We start from the raw sequence: 21934 nt of genomic DNA, 5'->3' as shown, positions 1-21934 counted from the left end.
CAAGCCGCCCCGGTCAGTTCGGACACTTGTAGACCTGACCGTTCATTTCGCTGGCGGTCGGGACAAAGCTCGACAGCATTCCCTGCGTTGGGCTGCTGACGCCGTAAATGACGTTGCCGCCCATCGCCGCCGCCTGGTTGCGCAGAGCATTGGCTGCGCCGCGCATCGAGCCGCCCTCTTCGCCATGCTGGCCGGAGAGCCAGTTGCTTTGCTTGCCGGTGGCTGTGCCTAACAGCTGACATTCGCTACCCGGCTTATCTTCCACAAAGCGAACGCTCTGACCACCTGCGGTCAGCTCATTACTGGAGCTGCACCCCGCCAGCAGCAACGCTGCCGCTACGATCCCTGCACTGACTTTTACGCGCATGTTATTCCTCGTTTTCAATAAGCTGGACACCCGTTGCCCGTGTGTAAACCTTATACTAAAAAGAGGAGCAAAAGAAAAATCCCGGCGCGTTTCTGCGAAGTATCAAGCACGAAAGATCTCTTCTCTCCCCTAAATGGATTCTGATAATCATACCGCTGATATCGTCTTTTTGTGCTTTTTCGTTTTTAGTGGCTTTCCGTCAGCCTGTTTTTTGCGCTGACGGAAACAGGGACACTTTAAACAGGAGGAAGCATGAGCAAAACATCCCCGGACGAGGGGAAAGTCACGTGGGTCGGATATCTCGCGTTCTTTTTAACCATCATTTTCTTTTCCGGTTTTTTTGCCAGCGCCGACGGATGGTGGCGGGTATTTGACTTCACCGTGCTGAACGGCACCTTTGGCCAGACGGGCAGCGACGGCGCCCCGGCAGTCACCTTTCGCGGCATCAACGGCACCGGCGCGAAGGATGGTTTCTTATTCGCCCTTGAGCTGGCGCCATCGGTCATTTTGTCACTCGGTATTATTTCAGTCACCGAAGGGCTGGGCGGGCTGCGGGCGGCGCAAAATCTGATGACACCGATCCTCAGGCCGCTGCTCGGCGTGCCGGGTATCTGTTCGCTGGCGCTGATCGCTAACCTGCAAAATACCGACGCCGCCGCAGGCATGACCAAAGAGCTTGCAGATGAAGGGACGATCACCGATCGGGAACGGGCGATTTTCGCCACCTTCCAGACCAGCGGCAGCGCCATTATCACCAACTATTTCTCCTCCGGCGCGGCGCTCTTCACCAGTATCACGGTGCCGGTCATCACGCCGCTGGCGGTGATCCTGGTCTTTAAATTTGTCGGCGCCAATTTTTTACGGTTATGGATCGCGCAGATGGAAAACCGTTCGCTCCGGGAGGTGCCTCATGACAACCACAGCGCGTAAGAACCTGATGGATCTCTTTATTGACGGCGCCCGACGCGGCTTCACCATCGCCACCACCAGCCTGCTGCCGAACGTAGTAATGGCCTTTGTCATCATCCAGGCGCTGAAGGTGACCGGGCTACTTGATATTGTCGGCAGGCTCTGCGAACCGGTTATGGCGCTGTGGGGCTTGCCCGGCGAGGCGGCAACGGTGCTCCTGGCTTCGGTGATGAGCATGGGCGGCGGCGTAGGGGTCTGCGCCAGCCTGGTCGCGACGGGAGTGTTAAACGGTCACGATGCCACCGTTCTGCTGCCGGCTATCTATCTGATGGGTAATCCGGTGCAGAATACCGGACGCTGTCTGGGCACGGCGGGGGTGAACCCTAAATACTATCCGCACATTATCACCGTTTGCGTGATTAACGCCCTGCTCGCCATGTGGGTGATGCAGATCCTGATATAAAAAAACCCCGGGCATCGCTGCCCGGGGTTCTCTATTTCTGCGCGGTGCAGAACGTCATGATTACATCATGCCGCCCATACCACCCATGCCGCCCATACCGCCAGCAGCACCTAAGTCAGGCGCATCGCCTTTCGGCATGTCGGTAACCATGCACTCGGTAGTGATCATCAGGCCCGCAACGGACGCCGCGTACTGCAGAGCAGAACGGGTTACTTTAGTTGGGTCCAGGATACCGAAGTCGATCATGTTGCCGTACTCTTCGGTCGCCGCGTTGTAACCGTAGTTACCTTCGCCCGCTTTCACGTTGTTGGTCACAACAGACGGCTCTTCACCGGCGTTGGAGACGATCTGACGCAGCGGAGCTTCCATTGCGCGCAGCGCAACTTTGATACCGACGTTCTGATCTTCGTTCTGACCGGTCAGGCCAGCCAGTTTAGCGGCAACGCGTACCAGCGCCACGCCACCACCAGCAACCACGCCTTCTTCTACCGCAGCACGGGTCGCGTGCAGGGCGTCGTCAACGCGTGCTTTCTTCTCTTTCATTTCAACTTCGGTCGCTGCGCCAACTTTGATGACTGCAACACCGCCTGCCAGTTTCGCTACGCGCTCCTGCAGTTTTTCACGATCGTAGTCGGAAGTCGCTTCTTCGATCTGCTTGCGGATCTGACCAACACGGCCCTGGATTGCCGCTTCTTCGCCCACGCCATCGATGATGGTGGTGGTGTCTTTGTTGATCACAACGCGTTTCGCCTGACCCAGATCTTCCAGGGTCGCTTTTTCCAGCTCCATACCGATCTCTTCAGAGATCACGGTACCGCCAGTCAGAGTAGCGATATCCTGCAGCATCGCTTTACGACGATCGCCGAAGCCCGGTGCTTTCACCGCAGCCACTTTCACGATGCCGCGCATGGTGTTAACCACCAGAGTCGCCAGCGCTTCGCCTTCAACATCTTCAGCGATGATAACCAGCGGCTTGCCTGCTTTCGCAACGGCTTCCAGAACCGGCAGCATTTCGCGGATGTTGGAGATTTTCTTATCAGCCAGCAGGATGAACGGGCTTTCCAGCTCAACAGCGCCAGTTTCCGGCTTGTTGATGAAGTACGGGGAGAGGTAGCCGCGGTCGAACTGCATACCTTCTACCACGTCCAGTTCGTCTTCCAGACCGGTACCGTCTTCAACGGTGATCACGCCTTCTTTACCGACTTTGTCCATCGCTTCAGCGATCAGTTTACCTACGGTTTCGTCGGAGTTAGCGGAGATAGTACCTACCTGAGCAATGGCTTTAGAGTCAGAGCACGGTACGGAGAGCGCTTTCAGCTCTTCAACAGCGGAAGCGACAGCTTTGTCGATACCACGTTTCAGGTCCATCGGGTTCATGCCCGCAGCAACGGCTTTCAGACCTTCAGTGATGATCGCCTGCGCCAGTACGGTTGCAGTAGTGGTACCGTCACCCGCAGCGTCGTTCGCTTTGGAAGCCACTTCTTTCACCATCTGGGCGCCCATGTTTTCGAACTTGTCTTCCAGCTCGATTTCACGTGCAACGGAAACGCCATCTTTGGTGATGGTCGGCGCGCCGAAGGATTTGTCGAGGACCACGTTACGACCTTTCGGGCCGAGGGTCACTTTAACTGCGTCTGCCAGTACGTTTACGCCGCGCAGCATTTTCACACGAGCGTCGTTACCGAATTTTACGTCTTTAGCTGCCATTTTTTCTTTCCCTTAAATTCGTATGTTCAGTGTCGTTCGCGGATTACGCTTCAACAATTGCCAGAATGTCGCTTTCGGACATGATCAGCACTTCTTCGTTGTCGATTTTCTCGGTTTTTACGCCGTAGCCATCGTTGAAAATCACGATGTCACCAACTTTTACGTCCAGCGGCTGCACGGTTCCGTTTTCCAGAATGCGGCCCTTACCGACAGCGATGATTTCGCCACGCGTTGATTTTGCTGCCGCAGAACCGGTCAGAACGATGCCGCCCGCAGACTTGGTTTCAACTTCTTTACGTTTGACGATCACACGATCATGTAACGGACGAATACTCATTGATAGCTCTCCTTTGAGAAAGTCTTTATCAGTTATGGGTGACGCCGGGCCGAAGACGGTTTTCCGGCTAGTGCCCTGAGAGATGGGGATGGGTTTTTACCCCTTCAAGGGGCGATCGAAAAAAAATTTGCGAAAGTGTTACCATCGCCTTCTTTTGATGGCGGCAGGACGAAGTAAATGAGTGGACTCAGGCAGGAACTGGGGCTGGCGCAGGGTGTTGGTCTGCTTTCAACCTCATTGTTAGGGACAGGTGTGTTTGCGGTCCCGGCGCTGGCAGCGCTGGTGGCGGGCAATAATAGTTTGTGGGCATGGCCGGCGCTGATTGTGCTGGTGTTTCCGGTGGCGATTGTCTTTGCGGTGCTCGGACGACACTTCCCCAGCGCGGGCGGCGTGGCGCATTTTGTCGGGATGGCGTTTGGTCCGCGCCTGGCGCGCGTTACCGGCTGGCTTTTTTTATCGGTGATCCCGGTGGGGCTACCGGCGGCGCTGCATATCGCCACGGGCTTTGGCCAGGCGCTGTTTGGCTGGCACGACACGCAGTTGCTGTTTGCAGAGTTGGGCACCCTCGCCATCATCTGGTGGGTAGGCTCGCGCGGGGCCAGCTCCAGCGCTAACCTGCAAACCCTGGTGGCGCTGCTGATTGTCGGGCTTATCGTCGCCATCTGGTGGGCGGGCGATATCACCCTGGCAGAGATCCCCTTCCCGGCTCTCCCGAACGTTAACCATTCTCAACTTTTCGCCGCCCTGTCGGTGATGTTCTGGTGCTTCGTCGGGCTGGAAGCCTTTGCCCATCTCGCCTCCGAGTTTAAACACCCGGAGCGGGACTTCCCTCGCGCGCTGATGATCGGCTTGCTGCTGGCAGGTGGCGTTTACTGGGCCTGTACCGTGCTGATCCTCCATTTCAACGCCTACGGGGAAGACCGCGCGGCGGCGGCCTCGCTGCCGGGGGTTGTGGTGCAACTGTTTGGCGTTAAAGCGCTGTGGATCGCCTGCGTGATTGGCTACCTTGCCTGCTTCGCCAGCCTGAATATCTACATTCAGAGCTTCGCCCGGCTGGTCTGGAGCCAGGCGCTTGGTAAACCTGAGAGCCGCCTGGCGCGCCTTTCCGCGCGCCAGCTGCCGCTCAACGCCCTTAATACGGTGCTGGGCTGCTGCGTGGTGAGTTCGCTGGCTATCTACTGGCTGGATATCAACCTTGATGCGCTGATTGTCTACGCCAACGGTATTTTCATCATGATTTACCTGCTCTGCATGCTGGCGGGCTGTCGACTGTTGAAAGGGCGGTATAAAACGCTGGCGATTGTCGGCTGTGCGCTATGCCTGCTACTGCTGGCGATGATGGGATGGAAGAGTCTCTATGCCATTGTGATGCTGGCGGGGCTGTGGCTGTTTTTACCTAAACGCAGGCTGGCGTAAAAAAGCCCGGTAGCGCTGTCGCTGACCGGGCTTACGGCTCCTGTAGGCCGGATAAGCGCAGCGCCATCCGGCAAAAAATCAACGGTCGTCTTTATGATCCAGACGATCGCGATGTTCATCCTTACGCTGATACTCCCCTTCAAACGTATCTCCCGGTCCGGTGCTGAAACCGCCGCCCGGCATACGACTAAAACGCAGGTGCGGCAGCAGCTTCAGGGTCAGATGCTTCTGCACCGGCGGCAGAAGCAGCAGCAGACCGAGGAAATCGGTAAAGAACCCCGGCAGGATCAGCAGCAGGCCGGCGATAATCAACGACACGCTTTTGATCATCTCCGCCGCCGGGCTTTCGCCTGCGGCCATCTTCTGCTGCATTAACAGGAAATTTTTGAAACCCTGATTGCGCACCAGCGACATGCCGATAACCGAGGTAAAGATAACGAGGATCAGGGTCAGCAGGACGCCCAGCACGTGGGCGACCTGGATAAAAATCGAAATCTCAATGTAGACATAGAGAAAAATGGCAATAAACGGTATCCAGCGCACTGGCTTCTCCTGTGTGGCAGACGCGTTGGCGCGCCTGTCTGAATGATTTTGCAGGTTGCGTCCGTAAGAGATGGGGCGCGGTTAGCTAAAATTCAATCGGTTTGCACGGATATTTTTTCTGGAAATTTTAAAGCGGTGATTCATTTCACAGATTAGTAATTATCATGTAACAAGGACAATAATAAGTGATCCAGATTACGGCAATTCGCTATCATCAGCATATGATCGCGTTCATCTGACCGAATGAGGGAATAATCTTCGGTCACTCATATTCAAAACCACATATCCACTGTGTGTTAAGTACAATCCATCTGCAGCTTGAAAAGAAGGTTCACATGCTAAACAACATTCGTATCGAAGAAGATTTGTTGGGTACCAGGGAAGTTCCAGCGGATGCCTACTACGGTATTCACACTCTGAGAGCGATTGAAAACTTCTACATCAGCAACAGCAAAATCAGCGACATCCCTGAGTTTGTCCGTGGCATGGTGATGGTGAAGAAAGCGGCGGCGCTGGCTAATAAAGAGCTGCAAACCATTCCCAAAAGCGCCGCTAACGCGATTATCGCCGCCTGCGATGAAGTGCTGAACAACGGCAAGTGCATGGATCAGTTCCCGGTCGACGTCTACCAGGGTGGCGCGGGTACCTCCGTCAATATGAATACCAATGAAGTACTGGCAAACATCGGCCTGGAGCTGATGGGCCACCAGAAAGGGGAATACCAGTACCTCAATCCGAACGATCACGTAAACAAGTGCCAGTCCACCAACGACGCCTACCCGACCGGTTTTCGCATCGCGGTTTACGCCTCTATCGTGAAACTGGTGGATGCCATCAACCAGCTGGGCGACGGCTTCCAGCGTAAAGCGGTGGAGTTCCAGGATATTCTGAAGATGGGGCGCACCCAGCTGCAGGATGCGGTGCCGATGACGCTGGGCCAGGAGTTCCACGCGTTTAACGTGCTGCTTAATGAAGAGACGAAAAACCTTCTGCGCACCTCTGAGCTGCTGCTGGAGGTAAACCTCGGCGCAACCGCGATCGGTACCCGTCTGAACACCCCGGATGGCTATCAGCAGCTGGCGGTGCAGAAGCTGGCGGAGGTCTCCAACCTGCCGGTGGTCCCGGCGGAAGATCTGATCGAAGCGACCTCCGACTGCGGCGCCTACGTTATGGTACACAGCGCGCTGAAGCGTCTGGCGGTCAAATTGTCCAAAATCTGTAACGACCTGCGCCTGCTCTCCTCCGGCCCGCGCGCTGGCCTGAACGAGATCAACCTGCCAGAGCTGCAGGCGGGGTCATCCATCATGCCAGCGAAAGTGAACCCGGTAGTGCCAGAAGTGGTTAACCAGGTCTGCTTTAAGGTGATTGGTAACGACTCTACCGTAACCATGGCTTCCGAAGCGGGTCAGCTGCAGCTGAACGTCATGGAGCCGGTGATCGGCCAGGCGATGTTTGAATCGATCCATATCCTGACCAACGCCTGCTACAATTTACTGGAAAAATGCATTAACGGTATTACCGCCAATAAAGCGGTCTGCGAAGGGTACGTTTACAACTCGATCGGTATTGTGACTTACCTTAACCCATTCATTGGCCACCATAATGGTGACATCGTGGGTAAAATCTGCGCAGAAACCGGTAAAAGCGTGCGCGAAGTCGTTCTGGAGCGAGGACTGTTGACCGAAGCCGAACTGGACGATATCTTTTCGGCGCAAAATCTTATGCACCCGGCCTATAAAGCGAAACGATATACGGATGAAAGCGAACAGTAACCGTACAGGTTAAATTTTTGAAAGGCACGTCACTTGTGACGTGCCTTTTTTCTTTATGGGCATAACGAAAACACAACAATTCAATATCAATTTATTAATGAGCAAGGCAGGCTATTATGTTTGGAGCAGAACTCGTCATCGTCCTGTTGGCGATCTATTTGGGTGCAAGGCTCGGGGGGATCGGCATCGGCTTTGCTGGCGGTCTCGGGGTGCTTGTTCTGACCCTTCTTTTTCAGATCAAACCCGGCGCGATCCCGTTTGACGTTATTGAGATCATCATGGCGGTTATCGCCGCGATTGCCGCCATGCAGGTAGCGGGCGGGATGGATTACCTGGTAAGCCTGGCGGAACGTATGCTGCGCCGTCATCCTAAATACATTACCTTCCTTGCACCGCTGGTGACCTGGTTTATGACCATCCTGGCGGGCACGGGCCATACCGCGTTTTCCACTCTGCCGGTCATTACCGAGGTGGCAAAAGAGCAGGGCATTCGTCCGTCACGCCCGCTCTCCATTGCCGTTATCGCCTCGCAGATTGCCATTACCGCCTCGCCGATTTCCGCCGCGGTGGTCTTTTTCGCCGGTATTCTGGAGCCGATGGGCGTGAGCTACCTGACGCTGCTCTCTGTCTGTATTCCGGTCACGCTGATTGGCGTGATGATCACCGCCGTGATCTGTAACTTCCTTGGCGCCGAGCTGAAAGACGATCCGGTCTACCAGGAGCGTCTGGCAAAAGGCGAAGTGAAGCTGCGCGGCAATCAGGTATTTGAACTGAAACCGCACGCTAAACGTTCCGTCGTGCTGTTCCTGATCGGTATCGTGGCGGTGATGTTTTACGCCACCGCCATCAGCGATACGGTAGGCCTGATTCAGAACCCGGTGCTGCCGCGTAACGAAGCGATTGTTGTCTTTATGCTGACCATCGCCACCTTAATCAGCATCACCTGTAAGATCGATACCAGCGAAGTGCTGAATGCCAGCACCTTTAAGTCAGGCATGAGCGCCTGCGTCTGCGTGCTGGGCGTGGCGTGGCTGGGTGATACCTTCGTCAAAGCGCACATCGGCGATATTCAGACCGTCGCGGGCGAGCTGCTGCATAACTATCCGTGGCTGCTGGCGGTGGTCCTGTTCTTCGCCTCGACCCTGCTTTACTCCCAGGCGGCGACCACCAAAGCGCTAATGCCGGCCGCGCTGATGCTCGGCGTCAGCCCGCTGACGGCGGTAGCCTCCTTCGCCGCCGTCTCCGCCCTGTTTGTTCTGCCGACCTACCCGACGCTACTGGCGGCAGTGGAGATGGACGACACCGGATCGACCCGTATCGGCAAATATGTCTTTAACCACGCGTTTCTGATCCCCGGGGTGATTGCCATTACCCTCTGCGTGGTGCTGGGCTTTATCATCGGCGGCGTGCTGCTGTAAACGATCACGCGTTGTAAAATTAGTTAAAATCGGGCCGCTTAGCGGCCCGTTTCATTAATGGCCCCCGTTGCGGCGTGGTATAGTGAAACCTTTCGCGATGAGGAGGTCGACCTGTGAACACGCCTGATGCTGTTGTTGTACTTTGCACCGCCCCCGATGAAGCCACTGCCCAGGATCTTGCCGCCAAAGTGCTGGCGGAACAGCTTGCCGCCTGCGTGACCCTTTTGCCGGGCGCCACCTCGCTCTACTACTGGGAGGGCCGTCTGGAGCAGGAGTATGAAGTGCAGATGCTGCTGAAAACAGACGTTGCGCATCAGCAGGCGCTTTTCGATTGCCTCAAAACTCATCATCCTTACCAGACACCGGAACTGCTGGCTTTGCCGGTAGTCCATGGCGATAACGATTATCTCTCATGGCTCAACGCGTCCTTACGCTGATCCTGCTGCTCTGCAGCAGTTCAGTCTTTGCCGGGCTGTTTAACGCACCCGGCCAGTCAAATTTTATTCCCGCTGACCAGGCGTTTGTTTTCGATTTCCAGCAAAACCAGCACGATCTTAACCTTACCTGGCAGGTGAAAGAGGGGTATTACCTCTACCGCAAACAGGTCAGCGTTACCCCCGCGCAGGCGAAAGTGGGCGCGCTTCAGCTGCCCAAAGGCGAGTGGCATGAGGATGAGTTCTACGGCAAAAGCGAAATCTACCGCCACCGCCTGACGGTGCCGCTGACCGTAGAGCAGGCCGACCACGGCGCCACGCTGACCGTAACCTATCAGGGCTGCGCCGACGCGGGCTTTTGCTATCCGCCAGAAACCAAAGTGGTGCCGCTGAGCGAAGTCACCGCATCGGCGGGACCTGCCGTTTCCCCTCTCTCTTCGGGAGAGAAGGACAACGTGAAGGGCGAAGCGGGCGCTGAACTCCCCTTCTCCGCGCTCTGGGCGTTGCTCATCGGTATCGGTATCGCCTTTACCCCATGTGTCCTGCCGATGTATCCCCTTATCTCCGGCATCGTGCTCGGTGGCCAACAGCGTCTCTCCACCGCCCGCGCCCTGCTGCTGGCCTTCATCTACGTACAGGGGATGGCGCTGACCTACACCGCGCTCGGCCTGGTCGTGGCCGCGGCAGGCCTGCAATTCCAGGCGGCCCTCCAGCACCCTTACGTGCTGATCGGCCTCTCCGTGGTCTTTATCCTGCTGGCGCTGTCGATGTTCGGCCTGTTTACCCTGCAACTCCCCGCCTCACTGCAAACGCGCCTGACGCTGATGAGCAACCGCCAGCAGGGCGGCTCGGCGGGCGGCGTATTTGTGATGGGGGCTATCGCCGGGCTCATCTGCTCCCCCTGCACCACCGCGCCGCTTAGCGCCATCCTGCTTTACATCGCCCAGAGCGGCAACCTGTGGCTCGGCGGCGGCACGCTCTATCTCTATGCGCTGGGCATGGGCTTGCCGCTGATTCTGGTCACCGTGTTTGGCAATCGCCTGTTGCCGAAAAGCGGGCCATGGATGGAGACGGTTAAAACCGCGTTCGGCTTTGTGATTCTGGCGCTGCCCGTCTTTCTGCTGACGCGCGTTATCGGCGATCTCTGGGGAATGCGTCTGTGGGCCATGCTCGGCGTGGCTTTCTTTGGCTGGGCGTTTATCGTCAGCCTTACGGCGAAAAAAACGTGGCGTCTGGTGCAGATCCTTCTGCTGGCCGCCGCGCTTATCAGCGTGCGCCCTCTGCAGGACTGGGCCTTTGGCGCGCCGACGGCGCAGACGCAGGCGCATCTCGACTTCACCCCGATCCGCAACGTGAGCGAGCTTAACCGTGCGCTGGCGCAGGCCCGGGGTAAACCGGTAATGCTCGATCTCTACGCCGACTGGTGCGTCGCCTGTAAAGAGTTCGAAAAATACACCTTTAGCGATCCGCAGGTGCAAAACGCCCTGAAAAATAGCGTTTTACTGCAGGCTAACGTCACGGCCAATAACGCAGAAGATAAGGCACTGCTTAAGCATCTTCAGGTGCTGGGCCTGCCGACAATTTTGTTTTTTAACGCGCAGGGCGAGGAGCTGCCCGCCGCGCGAGTCACGGGGTTTATGGATGCCGCGGCGTTTAATGCGCATTTGCGCGATCGCCAACCGTAAACGACACTTGAAACGGGAGAAACCGTTAGCATACGGAGGAAAAAACCGTGCAACGTGAAGATGTATTAAGTAAAGCCCTGCAGTTGCTTGAAATTAATGGGATTACTGGCACGACGCTTGAGATGGTGGCTAAGCGCATCGATTACCCTCTGGAGGAACTGCTGCGCTTCTGGCCCGACAAAGAGGCTCTGCTGTATGACGCGTTGCGCTATTTAAGTCAGCAGGTCGATATCTGGCGCAGAAAACTGCTGCTGGATGAGTCGCTTTCCACCGAGCAAAAGCTGCTCGCACGCTACGCGGCGCTGACCGACTGCGTGAGCAACAACCGCTACCCCGGCTGCCTGTTTATCGCCGCCTGTAGCTGGTACCCCGACCCGCAGCACCCTATCCATCAGCTGGCGGATCAGCAAAAGCGCGCGGCGCATGATTTCACCCACGAGCTGTTAACAAAGCTTGAGGTGGACGATCCCGCAATGGTCGCAAGGCAGATGGAGCTGGTGCTGGAAGGCTGCCTGAGCCGGATGCTGGTGAATCGCAGCCAGAAGGATGTCGACACCGCCCACCGCCTGGCGGAAGATATTTTGCGCTTTGCCCAGTGCCGTCAGGGTGGCGCGTTGACCTGACCCCCCATCCACACAGAGGCCAGCAGGCACAGCGCCATCAGGCGCTGAAAGCGCACCATCCCCACGGTGGTGCGAAACAGCCTGTGCACCCTTCCCGGCCACGTCCGCCAGCTCAGCCAATGCAATCAGTAAAACAGATCGCCACCAGCGCAAACTCTCAAATTGCCTTTTTTATATTTATATAGCTACCAATTCGGGTAAGTTCAGCCAGCCGGTAAATCGTTGACGAAGTAAAAAGAAATCTTAAATAATGGCTGAATTAAGAATTTTCTGGCCTCGCAGGTAACTACCTGACTATTCACGATTAATCGGGCCGGGAATATATCCTGTTCCTGCGATGAGAATATTATGCCCGACTTTTCTGCTGCTAATATCCAAAACGACTTTAGCCGTTCCCTGACGCTTTACCGCGACGCCTTTTCCGGGATACTGAATCTCTTTTCTTACGAGGCTCCCGCTCAGCTTACGCCCGAGGCATTTCTCGATGCCTTACAGCAGATTCGCCAGCAGCTTGGCGACTGGAATAAAGTGGCCGACCAGCTCAACCTTAACCAGAACGAAATGCTGGCCTTTACCCAGGCGCTTCGTACCCTGATTAAACTGCAAAAACGACAGCAGGAAGATAAACCTGCCAGCAGGGATTTAACGATTGCCGCGCTGCGCTTTTTATCGCAGCTCGAAATGCTGAAAGAAAAGCAGCCGCTGCTGACCTATTCCACCGCGCTGCACGGCGAAGGCGATAAGAAGCAGTTGCAGAGCTTACAGCAGGTCCGCGCCGTAGAGCTGATGATACGCAGCCTGATTAATGAGGCGTATCGCGATCAACAGGCGCTGCTGAATCATTTGCAAAAGCTCTTTGGCCAGGAGCGGGTCCAGGCCTGGCTACGCGTGGCCGATCGCGACGACATTTTAAGCGGCACGCTTTTTAGCGAGCTTTCGTCGCTTTTTGTCGATAAAAACGAGTATGCCGCCCATTACTCTCCGCTTTACCAGTACACCCCCTTGCTCAGTTTTATGAGCGATAAACGCAAAACGCTGATTACCTTCCTCAACGATATTCGCGCCATCCGCAACCGGCTTGCACACCATAAGCGGGTCACGTCGGTACAGACGGCGTTGGTCAATTATTACTACGAAGAGATCGCCGCGCCGGTGCAGGAAGCCTTTGACGAGGGGCGCGTCGCGGTCAATCCGGATCGTTATTTCGATGCCAGCGACGCGGAGCTGCGCCGCTATTTCGCTCAGACCGCTGAGAAACTCGATCGGCTGGGCGATGATATCGGCGAAGTGAAAGACGCCCTCGCTGGACAGGGAGAAAAGCTGGACAAGATTAAGACCGATACCGGCTCCCTGCGTAAAAATATGGTCTGGGTAATCGCGGGCATTGCCGTACTGATTGTAGGCTCTCTTCTCACCTTTAACACTTCAACGCGGACCTTAGTGAACACCGAAGTGATTCGCAGCGATGTCAGTGATGTGGGAAAAATCGTTTCTGGCGTCAAAAAAGAGACCAGCAGCGATCCGCGTAAAGAGCTGGCGAATATCGGTATCGCCTGGGATGAAAAGAATATTCGCGACGCTATCGACCGGGGTGACACGCGCGTGGTGGGCCTGTTTATGGATGGCGGCATGGGCTGGAAGCTCTATTATGCCGAAAAGGCGCTACTGGATGACAGGCAGGAGACGCTGGCGCTCTTGCTGCAGCACGCCTCGCTGATGGATGAAAGGCAGGGCTGTCCGCGGATGAACAGCCTTTTGCGCGACAACGTGAGTCGGGGCAACGCTTTAACAACTATGCAGACGCGTTTCCTGAAAACCTTCTGTTCCTCTTCGCAGGATGTCGCCTATATCAAAGCGGAGCTGGATAAAGCCGTCAGTTTTGAGGAGCGCCAGAAGAAAGCCTACGACGAAGAGATGGCGAAAATCGAGCCTGCCGACCGCTGTGAGAGCCGCCTGATGGCCAGAGACGCGCAGCCCCTGCTGAATGAAGCGGCCAGATTCAATATCTTTAACGTATCGACACTCTCGTTATATGAGACGCTGTTGGCCAGGCTGAACGGCCAGCTGCTGGCGGGCGTGCCCGCCGTTAACGATATCCGCAAGCTGGTCCATGAATATTGCGTGAAACAGGCCACGTCCAGACCGAATATCGGGGGTAGCGATAACTGGAGCCGCGCACAGCGGGCCATTTATAACGTGGTCAAATAACCCGTCTCGCCTGGCACTCCTTTGCCAGGCGGGCCTTACTCCTCCTGGCTGCGAATATCAAAGAACCAGAAGAGAATAAAGCCCAGCAGGGCGAAAGCGACAAAGACAATCAGCGTAATAAGCTCAAAATGGGCGCTCTGCTCAGCGATCTCCGCCAGGTGTTGCGTCTCCACGCCTGGCGTTTTGAAGAGCAGCAGCTGCCATTCATATTCGTTGGTCGTCAGGATATCCCGCACCGGCTCCCAGACGTGGCTGGCCGCAATCCCCATCCCCAGGGCAGAGAAGAGTGAACCGTAGATACGGTGCCGCCGCGACTTTTGCCTTTCAATCGCCTCTTTCATCAGCTGGTCGAGGCGATCCAGCTGAGCAAAGAGCGTCCCGCGCTGATCGTGCAATCCCCAGTGCTGTTGCAACGTCTCGCTCAGCCGGTTTTCACCGGCGCTGGAGAAGAGCGTTTCGGTGCTGTTGAGTACATTCAGGGCGTTAACCCGTAGCGCGAATATCTCCTCTTCCCACTGTTTATCTTCTATGACCGCCGCCTGCTGGTTCAGCCGGGAGGGCCATTTTTTGAAAATCTCCCGGATCTGCTGCAGGAAGGCGGCATAGTTATCGCTTAGCGTGGCGATACGCTGCGCTACCGCCAGTAACCGTTCAAGCATCGGATCTTCTGCCACGCGGCTAAACAGCGTTACGCCCTGCTGATGGCAAACCACCAGCACATCCGATTGCCAGTACGCCTCAAACCGATCGGCCTGTAGTAATTCATAAGGGGTGACGACAGGCTTGTCCTGGCTGCTTCCCGCCAGCCACGCCTGGAATGAAGGGGTATCCATCAGGTAGCTGGTGGTATCCGTCTGCTGGAGACGCGAATCCGCGTCCGACCAGCACCACGCGCACACGCGCTTATGTCCCTCAGGCTCGACAAGGGGCGGCGTGATGCGTTGCAGACTGGGAACGAGCGGCTTAACAAAGCCCTCCTGCCAGATGAGCGGCAAAATATCCTGCCACCAGTCGAGCCGGGATCCCGGCTCGCCGTCCGGCAGCTGCTTCGGTGCGCCAAGGAGGGTGTATTGTCCAGCATCATCCCACCAGGGCTCATTGGGGCCGTCTCCCTCATGATAGCTGCAGATTGGCCGGGGATTGTCCTTTGGACGCTCCCCGCCCCAGCGCTCGTTTTCAGCCTCTTCCAGCGCGCACCAGAGAGATTGCAGGGAGATGCCGCTCCGGGGATCGACGGAGATCACCACATCATTGCCAGTGCCTCTCTCCTGCGGGCGATGGATCCCCAGCAGTGTGAAGCCATTTTTACTCCAGGAGCGGGAGCGATCGTTGCGGGCAAAAATTTTAAACAGGCCGCTGGGATGTTGTTCATTCAAAAACAGCGCGTCAATTAATACCTTACGCGTGCTGTTGGCCTGCTCCACCAGAAGCTGACAGGTTGCGGCTCGCTGGATCACCAGTTCGTAGAGCTGATGCTCATAAGCCAGCGCCGCCTCAGCCGCCTGATATTCAGCAGAAAAAAAGGGCTGAATGCCCTGCTGAGGTACCGCGGTACGATTGATAAATTCAGTCAGCAGTTTGATACAGCGCGTAAAGCCTTGCTTCAATAACGCCGGGTCGTAATTCTGCGATTCTCTTTTAGCCGCATGAAGCTGTGCATGGGCGTAAACCGTATGCAGGCAGGCGGCCGAGTGAGAAAAACGATCCCCGTCCAGATAATTACCCTGCTCCCACTGGTCGATATAGCTGACCCATGTCTCCAGTCCGGCTGGAAACGTAGCCTCTTCACTCAGCATGAGCGCCGTATAGAGCAGCCAGGAAAAACAGCTATCCAGTGAAAAGTCTTCAATCACTACCTGAGCAATTGCGTGGTTTGCCCCCTGCTGCTTAAGCCAGGAACGCTCATCCGCACTGCAATTCCAGAGCCAGGCGGAGACGGATCGGTAGGCACGGCTGTTTTTGCAATTCAGCGCCACCCCGGCAGAGGCGCTATCGCCAATACCAATGGCAAGCGTGCCTTCGGGAATATCGCGCAACGCAGGAGACATTGAGAACGTCTGGTTTGCCAGCGCAGCAGCCACGTGCTCCCAGTGAAAAATTTCAGCCATGGTTATCCTTTGCGCCGACGCGCATGGTTACAAGCCAGAGAGTTCAGCAAGAGAAGTCATAAAAAGCGGTTCAGCCACCGATCATGCAGTAAGAGAGCGGAACGTATCAATCACGTGAATTAATAGTATTTGCGCTGGCCTCCCTGCGGCCTTCTGTGCTGGCCTGTACCGGGTGTTTTTTCGTCATAAACAGCCATAACCGAGTGCCAGGAGAGCCGAAAACGAAGTGATTGCCGCAAAGTTAAGCAGTTGAACAGCTTTTCTGGAAATAGTGTTGACGCCCGCGCGGGATTACGGTTTAATGCGCCCCGTTGCCCGGATAGCTCAGTCGGTAGAGCAGGGGATTGAAAATCCCCGTGTCCTTGGTTCGATTCCGAGTCCGGGCACCACTATTCTAAAGAACCCGCCTACAAGGCGGGTTTTTGCTTTTATGGGTTAATTCAGCGTTTCCTCCCCGCTCTCAGCCATCGCGGCGCTTTAAGCGTGTTCGCGTACTATCCCCCATTTCATACAGCACATTCCCGGTTGCGCTTTCGTTGGCTGCCGTTAGCAATCCACTCGTCAGCTGTGCCAGCTTCTGACAATAGCGCCGCAGCCGATCCGTTTTCGGTTCGAAAGCAGGCTGACGCAGCAGTAATTCACTCTCCGTCAGGCTCCCTTTTAAATAGTCTAAAGCCGCCCGCACAACGCCATATTGAAAACGGGATCGTCTCATTCCACCAGAGCCTCGCTAAAGGGTTCGCAATTGTCTTTCATCTGCATGAAAGAGAAAATTTTTATAAGCTGTTAATTGTGGAAAGGTATTTCCTCGCATACGCAGCATCAGATTGATAAGAGCATGGTTAAACATGTACAACCTGCTATCCACGCCCTCGCCTGCATAAACCAAATTATCGATCATCCAGCTTGTTGCAGAACGGTTTTCATAACATACCGACGGTTCAAATAGCTTATGTACATAGCCAAGTTCTCCCAACATAGTAAGCGCATACGCAAATGGATAAGGACGATTTACTTTATCTTCAAGTTTTCCATCCATTTTTGAAAAACAATCAGAAATTTTTTGAATTAATTTTTCAGAAATACAATCTCCTTTGCCAACAATTTTGGCCGTTTCAATAACATACGAACCCGCTATGCCATTAAGGAAATAATTTTCAGATAAATCAATACTCTTTATGGTTGCAATCAGTTCTTCGATTAACATATTGATATAATTTTTTTCCCTGTCCAACAAACCTAGATTATTAATCGCCATGATATAATAGAGCCCCATATGAGTTCTTTCGATGGGAGTAAGTTCATCCATTAGATTTTTGGCCTGAAGAATACGATCCTGCCGATAATTAAGTGCGCGATTATGTCCTGTCGCAGCAATTGCGTTTAGCATTGTTAATAAAGGATATAAATTAATAAATGCAGGAGTCATACGTTGTGGAAAAGAAGGAGAGATACCAATATCTTTCGCACGATCAAGATAATCGAGTATCTGAAGAATATAGTCCTGATCAGGATTACCTAACATCTCTGCATGCCCCATTAACGCAATCGCACTGAAAAGCATACTTCCTCCTCGTCCACGAAAGAAAGGTGAAGGAATATTATGAAGAGTTTTTAATGCATCAGCGATATGATTACTTTCATCATTAATTGCTAGCTCCGCTTTGTTACAAACGGCCAACGAAAAAAAGACCGAAGTATAGGCGGAGAGCTTTTCATATTCTCCGTATTTCTCTCTATTTTCATCTTTTCTCACACCCGCTCGTATCTTATGAATGGTATCAAACAGAATGCTGCCAAGATCTATTTTATTATCGAGAAAGTTGAAAAGATTGATGTTTAATTTTGCCAGGGCATCAATTGCAATACAATATTGCATGATTCTGCAGTAGGGATCAAATTCATGATTGATCAGATAAATTATATTTTCAATATAATTAACATAATCTTCCTTACTCAAATTCTGGTTTGGCTTAATAAGTAAACATATGAAATCACTCAACAGAGAGGAAAAGTTGGTATAATTGTTTTTTAAATTTGTTTTAATTTTGAGTTCTTCAAACGCATCTTGAATCCAACCAGATATTTTCTCATCATAAACAATAGGATACTGCCCTAACCCTAACCCCCTAACGATTCTACTCCAAGGAGTCGTAATTAGCCTATTTTCATTATTGAGAAGAGCCAAGGAATAACTTAATTTGTTATCTATCTGCGGTTCATTTAATAGATGCATTCTATATTACCTCTTTGGAAATATTTTCAGTAACCGGTACGTTTACACCAAGAAACTGTTCGCGTTTGCCCTGCAAAATCTCCAGAGCCCAATTAAGCCATTTAATGCCTTCACAATAAATCGCGACTGGTCTACGTTGTGTACATATGCTATCTTTGATCGTTCCATCTAGCTCAGAAGAGAAGTGGAAAGGTGGCATAGCTGTGAAATGAGTCCCCATCATGAAAACAAATCGCACCAACCAATAAGGATCGTTTTGGAGATAAATAGATGAAGGATTTAAACTGTCATAAACATTATTCATAACTTGAGAAAAATATTTTTCCATCCCCACAATCGACTCATCATTAAGCGGGTTAATGTTTTTTTGAGCGCAGTCTGTAACCATATATGATTGATAATAATTATTATTCTTTGTAAAAGAAATGTTAATTACTGGTTTTTTATCATTATTTACAGCCATATCCAGGGTAAATAGTTCATTATGAATCTCATCGTAATGACCGATAGAGTTATGCCAAGGTTTATTATCATACATGGCATCATCACGGCATTCAGCGCCTTCGCTTTGATATCCAATTGCGCGTGGGTCAAGGAATCGTAACTGAATATTAAAGGCATTTATTTCCGCTAGCGCCTTTGAAATCTCTGCTTCGCTGTGATGCTGATTAATTAATGTTTGTATAGCCAACAACGGGTTCGTATTACCGATTTTAATATTCTCGGTATTGGTATCACCCATGACTAAAGAGTGATAACGTGGTTCAAGAATGCGTTGATATTCTGGATGTGAACGAAAAACGTTTAGTAGCGTTCTAACATTAAGATATTCAGTGTTATTAATAATGATTTTCTCAGTCTCAATTAGATCGTAACCAAAAGTTTGGGGTGCAGTTTGCCTGCATAAATTTAGCCGTTCTTCTATTTTCTTGAAATAAGATATTTCCAGAGTATTCCCTGGCGCCGCAATACGTTTTTCGCAATGAATATTATCGCGCAAAAAAACAAAGATAATCTCATATAACCGGGCGATGATACGAGGATCAAGCCTGTGGCTATAGATAAAATGACTTACTTCTGCGCCCTCAACGAGACTCATCTCGTAAATCACCTCTTTGCAAGTAGGCTTTCCTATCCGCTGCTGACTAACTGGCGTCAGGATATCGCGCTCAATAACATCGTAAACTTGTGGAAACCAAGGTTTAACGCTATCGGGTAAAGCACGCAGATAGTCAACCTGCCTAGCCGCTTTAGCAAACGGTGGTAGCATCACCCCCTTGCCATCGGTATACCATTTGGCAGTTGTAAGCGCCTCGCTAAGTATTTTTCGTACAACGATGGGAGATTGCGTCGAGCGCTGAATAAGCATCGTCATCGACTCACTGCCACCATTGCAAAAATGAACCGGTATCTCATCCGCCTCAATATAAGCATTTATGGTGCTACTAAGCAGGTTTCTCTGCGCTGCGTATCTGGATATTTGACGATGCTCTTCAGTAAGCTGCATCAATGCATCAAGATGATGTTGTTCAAGCGTGCACTCCGGATAGGACATCCAAATATCGCGTACAGAGGTAATAGAAAGGATATTTGCCTGATAGGGCATTGTTTCTAGTGAGGAAACGTCGAGCAGAGTATCCAAAGTAATAACCGTTAAATGGCATTTAAGGTTGATTTGTACATGATGCCCCGGAAAATCCCCCAGCAACAGTTTGTAGGTGTTAATCTCCAAATCCTTACGCGCTGCTATCGGAATGCCGTTAACGGATAATAGTGGTAGTTTCGCGTCAGCCAGATCATTGGCAAACTTCTTTACTACTGCCCACGGCGATACTTTACGGCCCAAGGTGGAGTAATAATCACGGCATAGCTGTACCGTATTTTCCAGTGATGCAGCCCCGGAAATAATCAGGCATGTCAGCCAACCGACAAAGTCATGAGTCGCCAGACACATGCTTTCTATCTGAAACAACCCCGGTCGATGAATTTTCATTAGTTCAAATGAAAGCGTTTGAAAAATTATTCGTCGAAGTACCTGGATTTCAGGCTGAGCCGACTCGGTACGTAATTGTAATAATCTACGTAGCGGTTCTTCCTGATTGCACTCGGCTTCAATATGGTGACATATTTCTTTATAGCTCGGTGCAATCTCAAGATCATGCAAACCATTGAACACCTCGGTATTGCTAAGCCCGTCAAGGCTAGAAAAATAGAAAAGTCTTTTTTCTGCATGAATAAGGAAGGGAGTTTTTAGAAAGCGAATTGTTCCTTCCTTGGTTAGTATTTTCAAGTCAGCATATATCTGGTCTTTATTCTTTTCAGTTCCTTGAATATTACGTTTTAGGCGGGCCATCAACACCCATTCACCAGTCTGTAAAAAACTATTATAGCGAAAGCTGTTTTTAAAAATACTCTCGATACTGACCGGTATATGGCCATTCACCTCTAGCTTCAACATAGCAACTGGCTGAATGGCATTCGCTACTTGTGAAGTAAACATTGTGGCGAGCTCAACGTTTTCACGAACCACCCTTAACCAGCGTTCGATTCCCATACAAACGTTCATAGCGTCCCGACCTTCTCGAATCATATTTAATGCTTCAAGAACCTGTAAGAGAACAACCGCCTCATCTTCCTCGCCAGTAAATGGTATTACGGGTGTACATATTTCATTATCGCGCAACATTTGTACCGATTTGTTACCTAAGCCCAGTTCAATGATCACGTCTGCGCCTGAATTTTCCGCTATAGTGGCGGTGGTAGCAGAAAGCATCATTTGATCCACCAAGGCGAGAATGGCCGAGCGAATATCCTCTTTACGGGTGAGCAACGCCTCACAATGATTAGCGATGACCGGCGTATGCGGATCGCGGAATGCTATCTTCTGCCGGTTTAAAAAATTTTCTAATCCCTGTTTCAAAGGCCTAAGCTGTGATGAATGGGTAAGAAATGTGGTGGGCTCCTTAAGCTTTATGACTTCAATAGTTGGGTAATCCTTCATAAAAATGTCGAAACAGGATTTGATACTTGCTTTCACATACACATTAATCTGCTTATGACTATATATTTTATGCTGCTCTATTTCAGAATTAAAAAATTCGTCCTGTAAGGCTGTGTAAACTTCAGATAAGAGTTCCTCTCTCCCACGAAGCGCGATAACGTAACAAGCTTCGGTGATTAATGGTCGTATTTTAATATCTTTCGGAAGATATTCGAGCACTGATTGGCTAAAAGGATCATCATGCATCTCAGAGGCCATTAAAATATAAGGAGTAAAAAAATTTGCAATTTTTACCCCATCGCTAACACTCAAAGCACCGCTGGCGACAGCAGAAGTAATTATGCCAAAACTCTCACCACTATAAGCAACCACATTAAGTTCTTGTCCCTGCCGCTGCGCATACTCCTTTAAAAGCGCATCTAATGCAAGACTATGAACCAGGAAGCTTGCATCGATAAATCCTTGCCGTTCAATTTTAGTTTCGGGTAGCGTTTGCGGGGTTATTAACATTTTATCCGGCCGATCGCCGTATCCCAATGCATTAGCTGCATCACGATATATTTTTACAATTTTATCATTTCTTGCTCGTAAAAGGCAGTCACCAATATTTTGATATAAGCTACGACTACCCAACCCCGGAAAGAAACCCAAAACTTTATTTCTTTTTTCTATATGTGAATCATTTTTTTGTGAATATTTCATCTATT

Annotated in this window: 17 protein-coding genes and 1 tRNA gene; 10 read left to right on the top strand and 8 right to left on the bottom strand. The window is 52.0% G+C overall.

Features of this window, described 5'->3' with window-relative positions; genetic code table 11:
* Positions 1 to 13 precede the first annotated feature (13 nt).
* Positions 14 to 367: a DUF4156 domain-containing protein gene (locus tag BN3796_RS07130; protein ID WP_061707689.1), complete on the bottom strand. Its 354-nt coding sequence runs from the start codon at positions 365 to 367 to the stop codon at positions 14 to 16.
* 252 nt (positions 368 to 619) lie between these two features.
* On the opposite strand from BN3796_RS07130, the gene BN3796_RS07125 reads away from it, so the two are divergent.
* The gene (locus BN3796_RS07125; RefSeq protein WP_061707688.1) at positions 620 to 1297 is read left to right on the top strand and encodes a nucleoside recognition domain-containing protein; all 678 of its coding nucleotides are present in this window, start codon (positions 620 to 622) and stop codon (positions 1295 to 1297) included.
* Complete coding sequence (locus tag BN3796_RS07120; RefSeq protein WP_061707687.1) at positions 1278 to 1739, top strand: YjiG family protein; 462 nt, start codon at positions 1278 to 1280, stop codon at positions 1737 to 1739. Before BN3796_RS07125 ends, BN3796_RS07120 begins: the two co-directional genes overlap by 20 nt.
* Positions 1740 to 1799: 60 nt before the next feature.
* Here BN3796_RS07120 and groL read toward each other — a convergent pair whose 3' ends face one another.
* Both groL and BN3796_RS07110 read right to left on the bottom strand, forming a co-directional pair.
* Positions 1800 to 3446 (bottom strand): chaperonin GroEL, encoded by a 1647-nt coding sequence (groL, locus tag BN3796_RS07115; protein WP_061707686.1) that lies wholly within the window; start codon positions 3444 to 3446, stop codon positions 1800 to 1802.
* A 43-nt stretch (positions 3447 to 3489) separates the two neighbouring features.
* Entirely contained in the window at positions 3490 to 3783 is a 294-nt protein-coding gene (locus tag BN3796_RS07110; RefSeq protein WP_004152420.1) for a co-chaperone GroES, read from the bottom strand.
* 177 nt (positions 3784 to 3960) lie between these two features.
* On the opposite strand from BN3796_RS07110, the gene yjeH reads away from it, so the two are divergent.
* A complete protein-coding gene (gene yjeH / locus BN3796_RS07105) occupies positions 3961 to 5199 on the top strand; it encodes an L-methionine/branched-chain amino acid transporter (RefSeq protein ID WP_061707685.1) in 1239 nt (412 codons plus the stop codon).
* Positions 5200 to 5277: 78 nt separating this feature from the next.
* Here yjeH and BN3796_RS07100 read toward each other — a convergent pair whose 3' ends face one another.
* On the bottom strand, positions 5278 to 5742 hold the full coding sequence (locus BN3796_RS07100) for an FxsA family protein (RefSeq protein WP_061707684.1): 465 nt from the start codon (positions 5740 to 5742) through the stop codon (positions 5278 to 5280).
* 335 nt (positions 5743 to 6077) lie between these two features.
* Here BN3796_RS07100 and aspA point away from each other — a divergent pair, with 335 nt between their 5' ends.
* The 6 genes from aspA (at position 6078) to BN3796_RS07070 (ending at position 13882) form a co-directional block, all read left to right on the top strand.
* Entirely contained in the window at positions 6078 to 7514 is a 1437-nt protein-coding gene (gene aspA, locus BN3796_RS07095; RefSeq protein WP_061707683.1) for an aspartate ammonia-lyase, read from the top strand.
* 116 nt (positions 7515 to 7630) lie between these two features.
* Positions 7631 to 8932, top strand: coding sequence for an anaerobic C4-dicarboxylate transporter (locus tag BN3796_RS07090; protein WP_061707682.1), 1302 nt, complete (start codon positions 7631 to 7633; stop codon positions 8930 to 8932).
* A 113-nt stretch (positions 8933 to 9045) separates the two neighbouring features.
* Positions 9046 to 9369, top strand: coding sequence for a divalent cation tolerance protein CutA (cutA, locus tag BN3796_RS07085; RefSeq protein ID WP_061707681.1), 324 nt, complete (start codon positions 9046 to 9048; stop codon positions 9367 to 9369).
* A complete protein-coding gene (locus tag BN3796_RS07080) occupies positions 9345 to 11051 on the top strand; it encodes a protein-disulfide reductase DsbD (RefSeq protein WP_061707680.1) in 1707 nt (568 codons plus the stop codon). Before cutA ends, BN3796_RS07080 begins: the two co-directional genes overlap by 25 nt.
* A gap of 47 nt (positions 11052 to 11098) precedes the next feature.
* Positions 11099 to 11674 (top strand): transcriptional regulator, encoded by a 576-nt coding sequence (locus BN3796_RS07075; RefSeq protein WP_061707679.1) that lies wholly within the window; start codon positions 11099 to 11101, stop codon positions 11672 to 11674.
* Between the two features lie 348 nt (positions 11675 to 12022).
* The gene (locus BN3796_RS07070; RefSeq protein ID WP_061707678.1) at positions 12023 to 13882 is read left to right on the top strand and encodes an STY4199 family HEPN domain-containing protein; all 1860 of its coding nucleotides are present in this window, start codon (positions 12023 to 12025) and stop codon (positions 13880 to 13882) included.
* Positions 13883 to 13917: 35 nt separating this feature from the next.
* On the opposite strand, the gene BN3796_RS07065 is transcribed toward BN3796_RS07070, so the two are convergent.
* A complete protein-coding gene (locus BN3796_RS07065; protein WP_061707677.1) occupies positions 13918 to 15990 on the bottom strand; it encodes a hypothetical protein in 2073 nt (690 codons plus the stop codon).
* A 313-nt stretch (positions 15991 to 16303) separates the two neighbouring features.
* Between BN3796_RS07065 and BN3796_RS07060 the strand changes: the two genes are divergently transcribed.
* Positions 16304 to 16379: transfer RNA gene (locus tag BN3796_RS07060), tRNA-Phe, on the top strand.
* A gap of 71 nt (positions 16380 to 16450) precedes the next feature.
* Here BN3796_RS07060 and BN3796_RS20680 read toward each other — a convergent pair.
* The 3 genes from BN3796_RS20680 to BN3796_RS07050 are packed head-to-tail and all read right to left on the bottom strand — an operon-like array spanning position 16451 to position 21929.
* The gene (locus BN3796_RS20680; RefSeq protein ID WP_148381769.1) at positions 16451 to 16705 is read right to left on the bottom strand and encodes a hypothetical protein; all 255 of its coding nucleotides are present in this window, start codon (positions 16703 to 16705) and stop codon (positions 16451 to 16453) included.
* A gap of 15 nt (positions 16706 to 16720) precedes the next feature.
* Positions 16721 to 18226, bottom strand: coding sequence for a hypothetical protein (locus BN3796_RS07055; protein ID WP_061707676.1), 1506 nt, complete (start codon positions 18224 to 18226; stop codon positions 16721 to 16723).
* A gap of 1 nt (position 18227) precedes the next feature.
* The gene (locus BN3796_RS07050) at positions 18228 to 21929 is read right to left on the bottom strand and encodes an ACP S-malonyltransferase (RefSeq protein ID WP_073885147.1); all 3702 of its coding nucleotides are present in this window, start codon (positions 21927 to 21929) and stop codon (positions 18228 to 18230) included.
* Between the last annotated feature and the right edge of the window lie 5 nt (positions 21930 to 21934).

This window comes from Pseudenterobacter timonensis (assembly GCF_900021175.1).
GTDB lineage: Bacteria > Pseudomonadota > Gammaproteobacteria > Enterobacterales > Enterobacteriaceae > Enterobacter > Enterobacter timonensis.
The sequence above is the reverse complement of the archived record's forward strand: the minus strand, read 5'-3'. Positions and strand labels throughout refer to the sequence as shown.

Excerpts from the sequence above, each read along its gene's own strand:
- BN3796_RS07120 (WP_061707687.1), top strand. The coding sequence starts at position 1,278 with ATGACAACCACAGCGCGTAAGAACCTGATGGATCTCTTTATTGACGGC.
- BN3796_RS07130 (WP_061707689.1), bottom strand. The coding sequence starts at position 367 with ATGCGCGTAAAAGTCAGTGCAGGGATCGTAGCGGCAGCGTTGCTGCTG.
- BN3796_RS07065 (WP_061707677.1), bottom strand. The coding sequence starts at position 15,990 with ATGGCTGAAATTTTTCACTGGGAGCACGTGGCTGCTGCGCTGGCAAAC.
- BN3796_RS07070 (WP_061707678.1), top strand. The coding sequence starts at position 12,023 with ATGCCCGACTTTTCTGCTGCTAATATCCAAAACGACTTTAGCCGTTCC.
- groL (WP_061707686.1), bottom strand. The coding sequence starts at position 3,446 with ATGGCAGCTAAAGACGTAAAATTCGGTAACGACGCTCGTGTGAAAATG.
- BN3796_RS07125 (WP_061707688.1), top strand. The coding sequence starts at position 620 with ATGAGCAAAACATCCCCGGACGAGGGGAAAGTCACGTGGGTCGGATAT.
- BN3796_RS07090 (WP_061707682.1), top strand. The coding sequence starts at position 7,631 with ATGTTTGGAGCAGAACTCGTCATCGTCCTGTTGGCGATCTATTTGGGT.
- BN3796_RS07055 (WP_061707676.1), bottom strand. The coding sequence starts at position 18,226 with ATGCATCTATTAAATGAACCGCAGATAGATAACAAATTAAGTTATTCC.
- BN3796_RS07080 (WP_061707680.1), top strand. The coding sequence starts at position 9,345 with ATGGCTCAACGCGTCCTTACGCTGATCCTGCTGCTCTGCAGCAGTTCA.
- BN3796_RS20680 (WP_148381769.1), bottom strand. The coding sequence starts at position 16,705 with ATGAGACGATCCCGTTTTCAATATGGCGTTGTGCGGGCGGCTTTAGAC.
- yjeH (WP_061707685.1), top strand. The coding sequence starts at position 3,961 with ATGAGTGGACTCAGGCAGGAACTGGGGCTGGCGCAGGGTGTTGGTCTG.
- aspA (WP_061707683.1), top strand. The coding sequence starts at position 6,078 with ATGCTAAACAACATTCGTATCGAAGAAGATTTGTTGGGTACCAGGGAA.
- BN3796_RS07050 (WP_073885147.1), bottom strand. The coding sequence starts at position 21,929 with ATGAAATATTCACAAAAAAATGATTCACATATAGAAAAAAGAAATAAA.
- BN3796_RS07110 (WP_004152420.1), bottom strand. The coding sequence starts at position 3,783 with ATGAGTATTCGTCCGTTACATGATCGTGTGATCGTCAAACGTAAAGAA.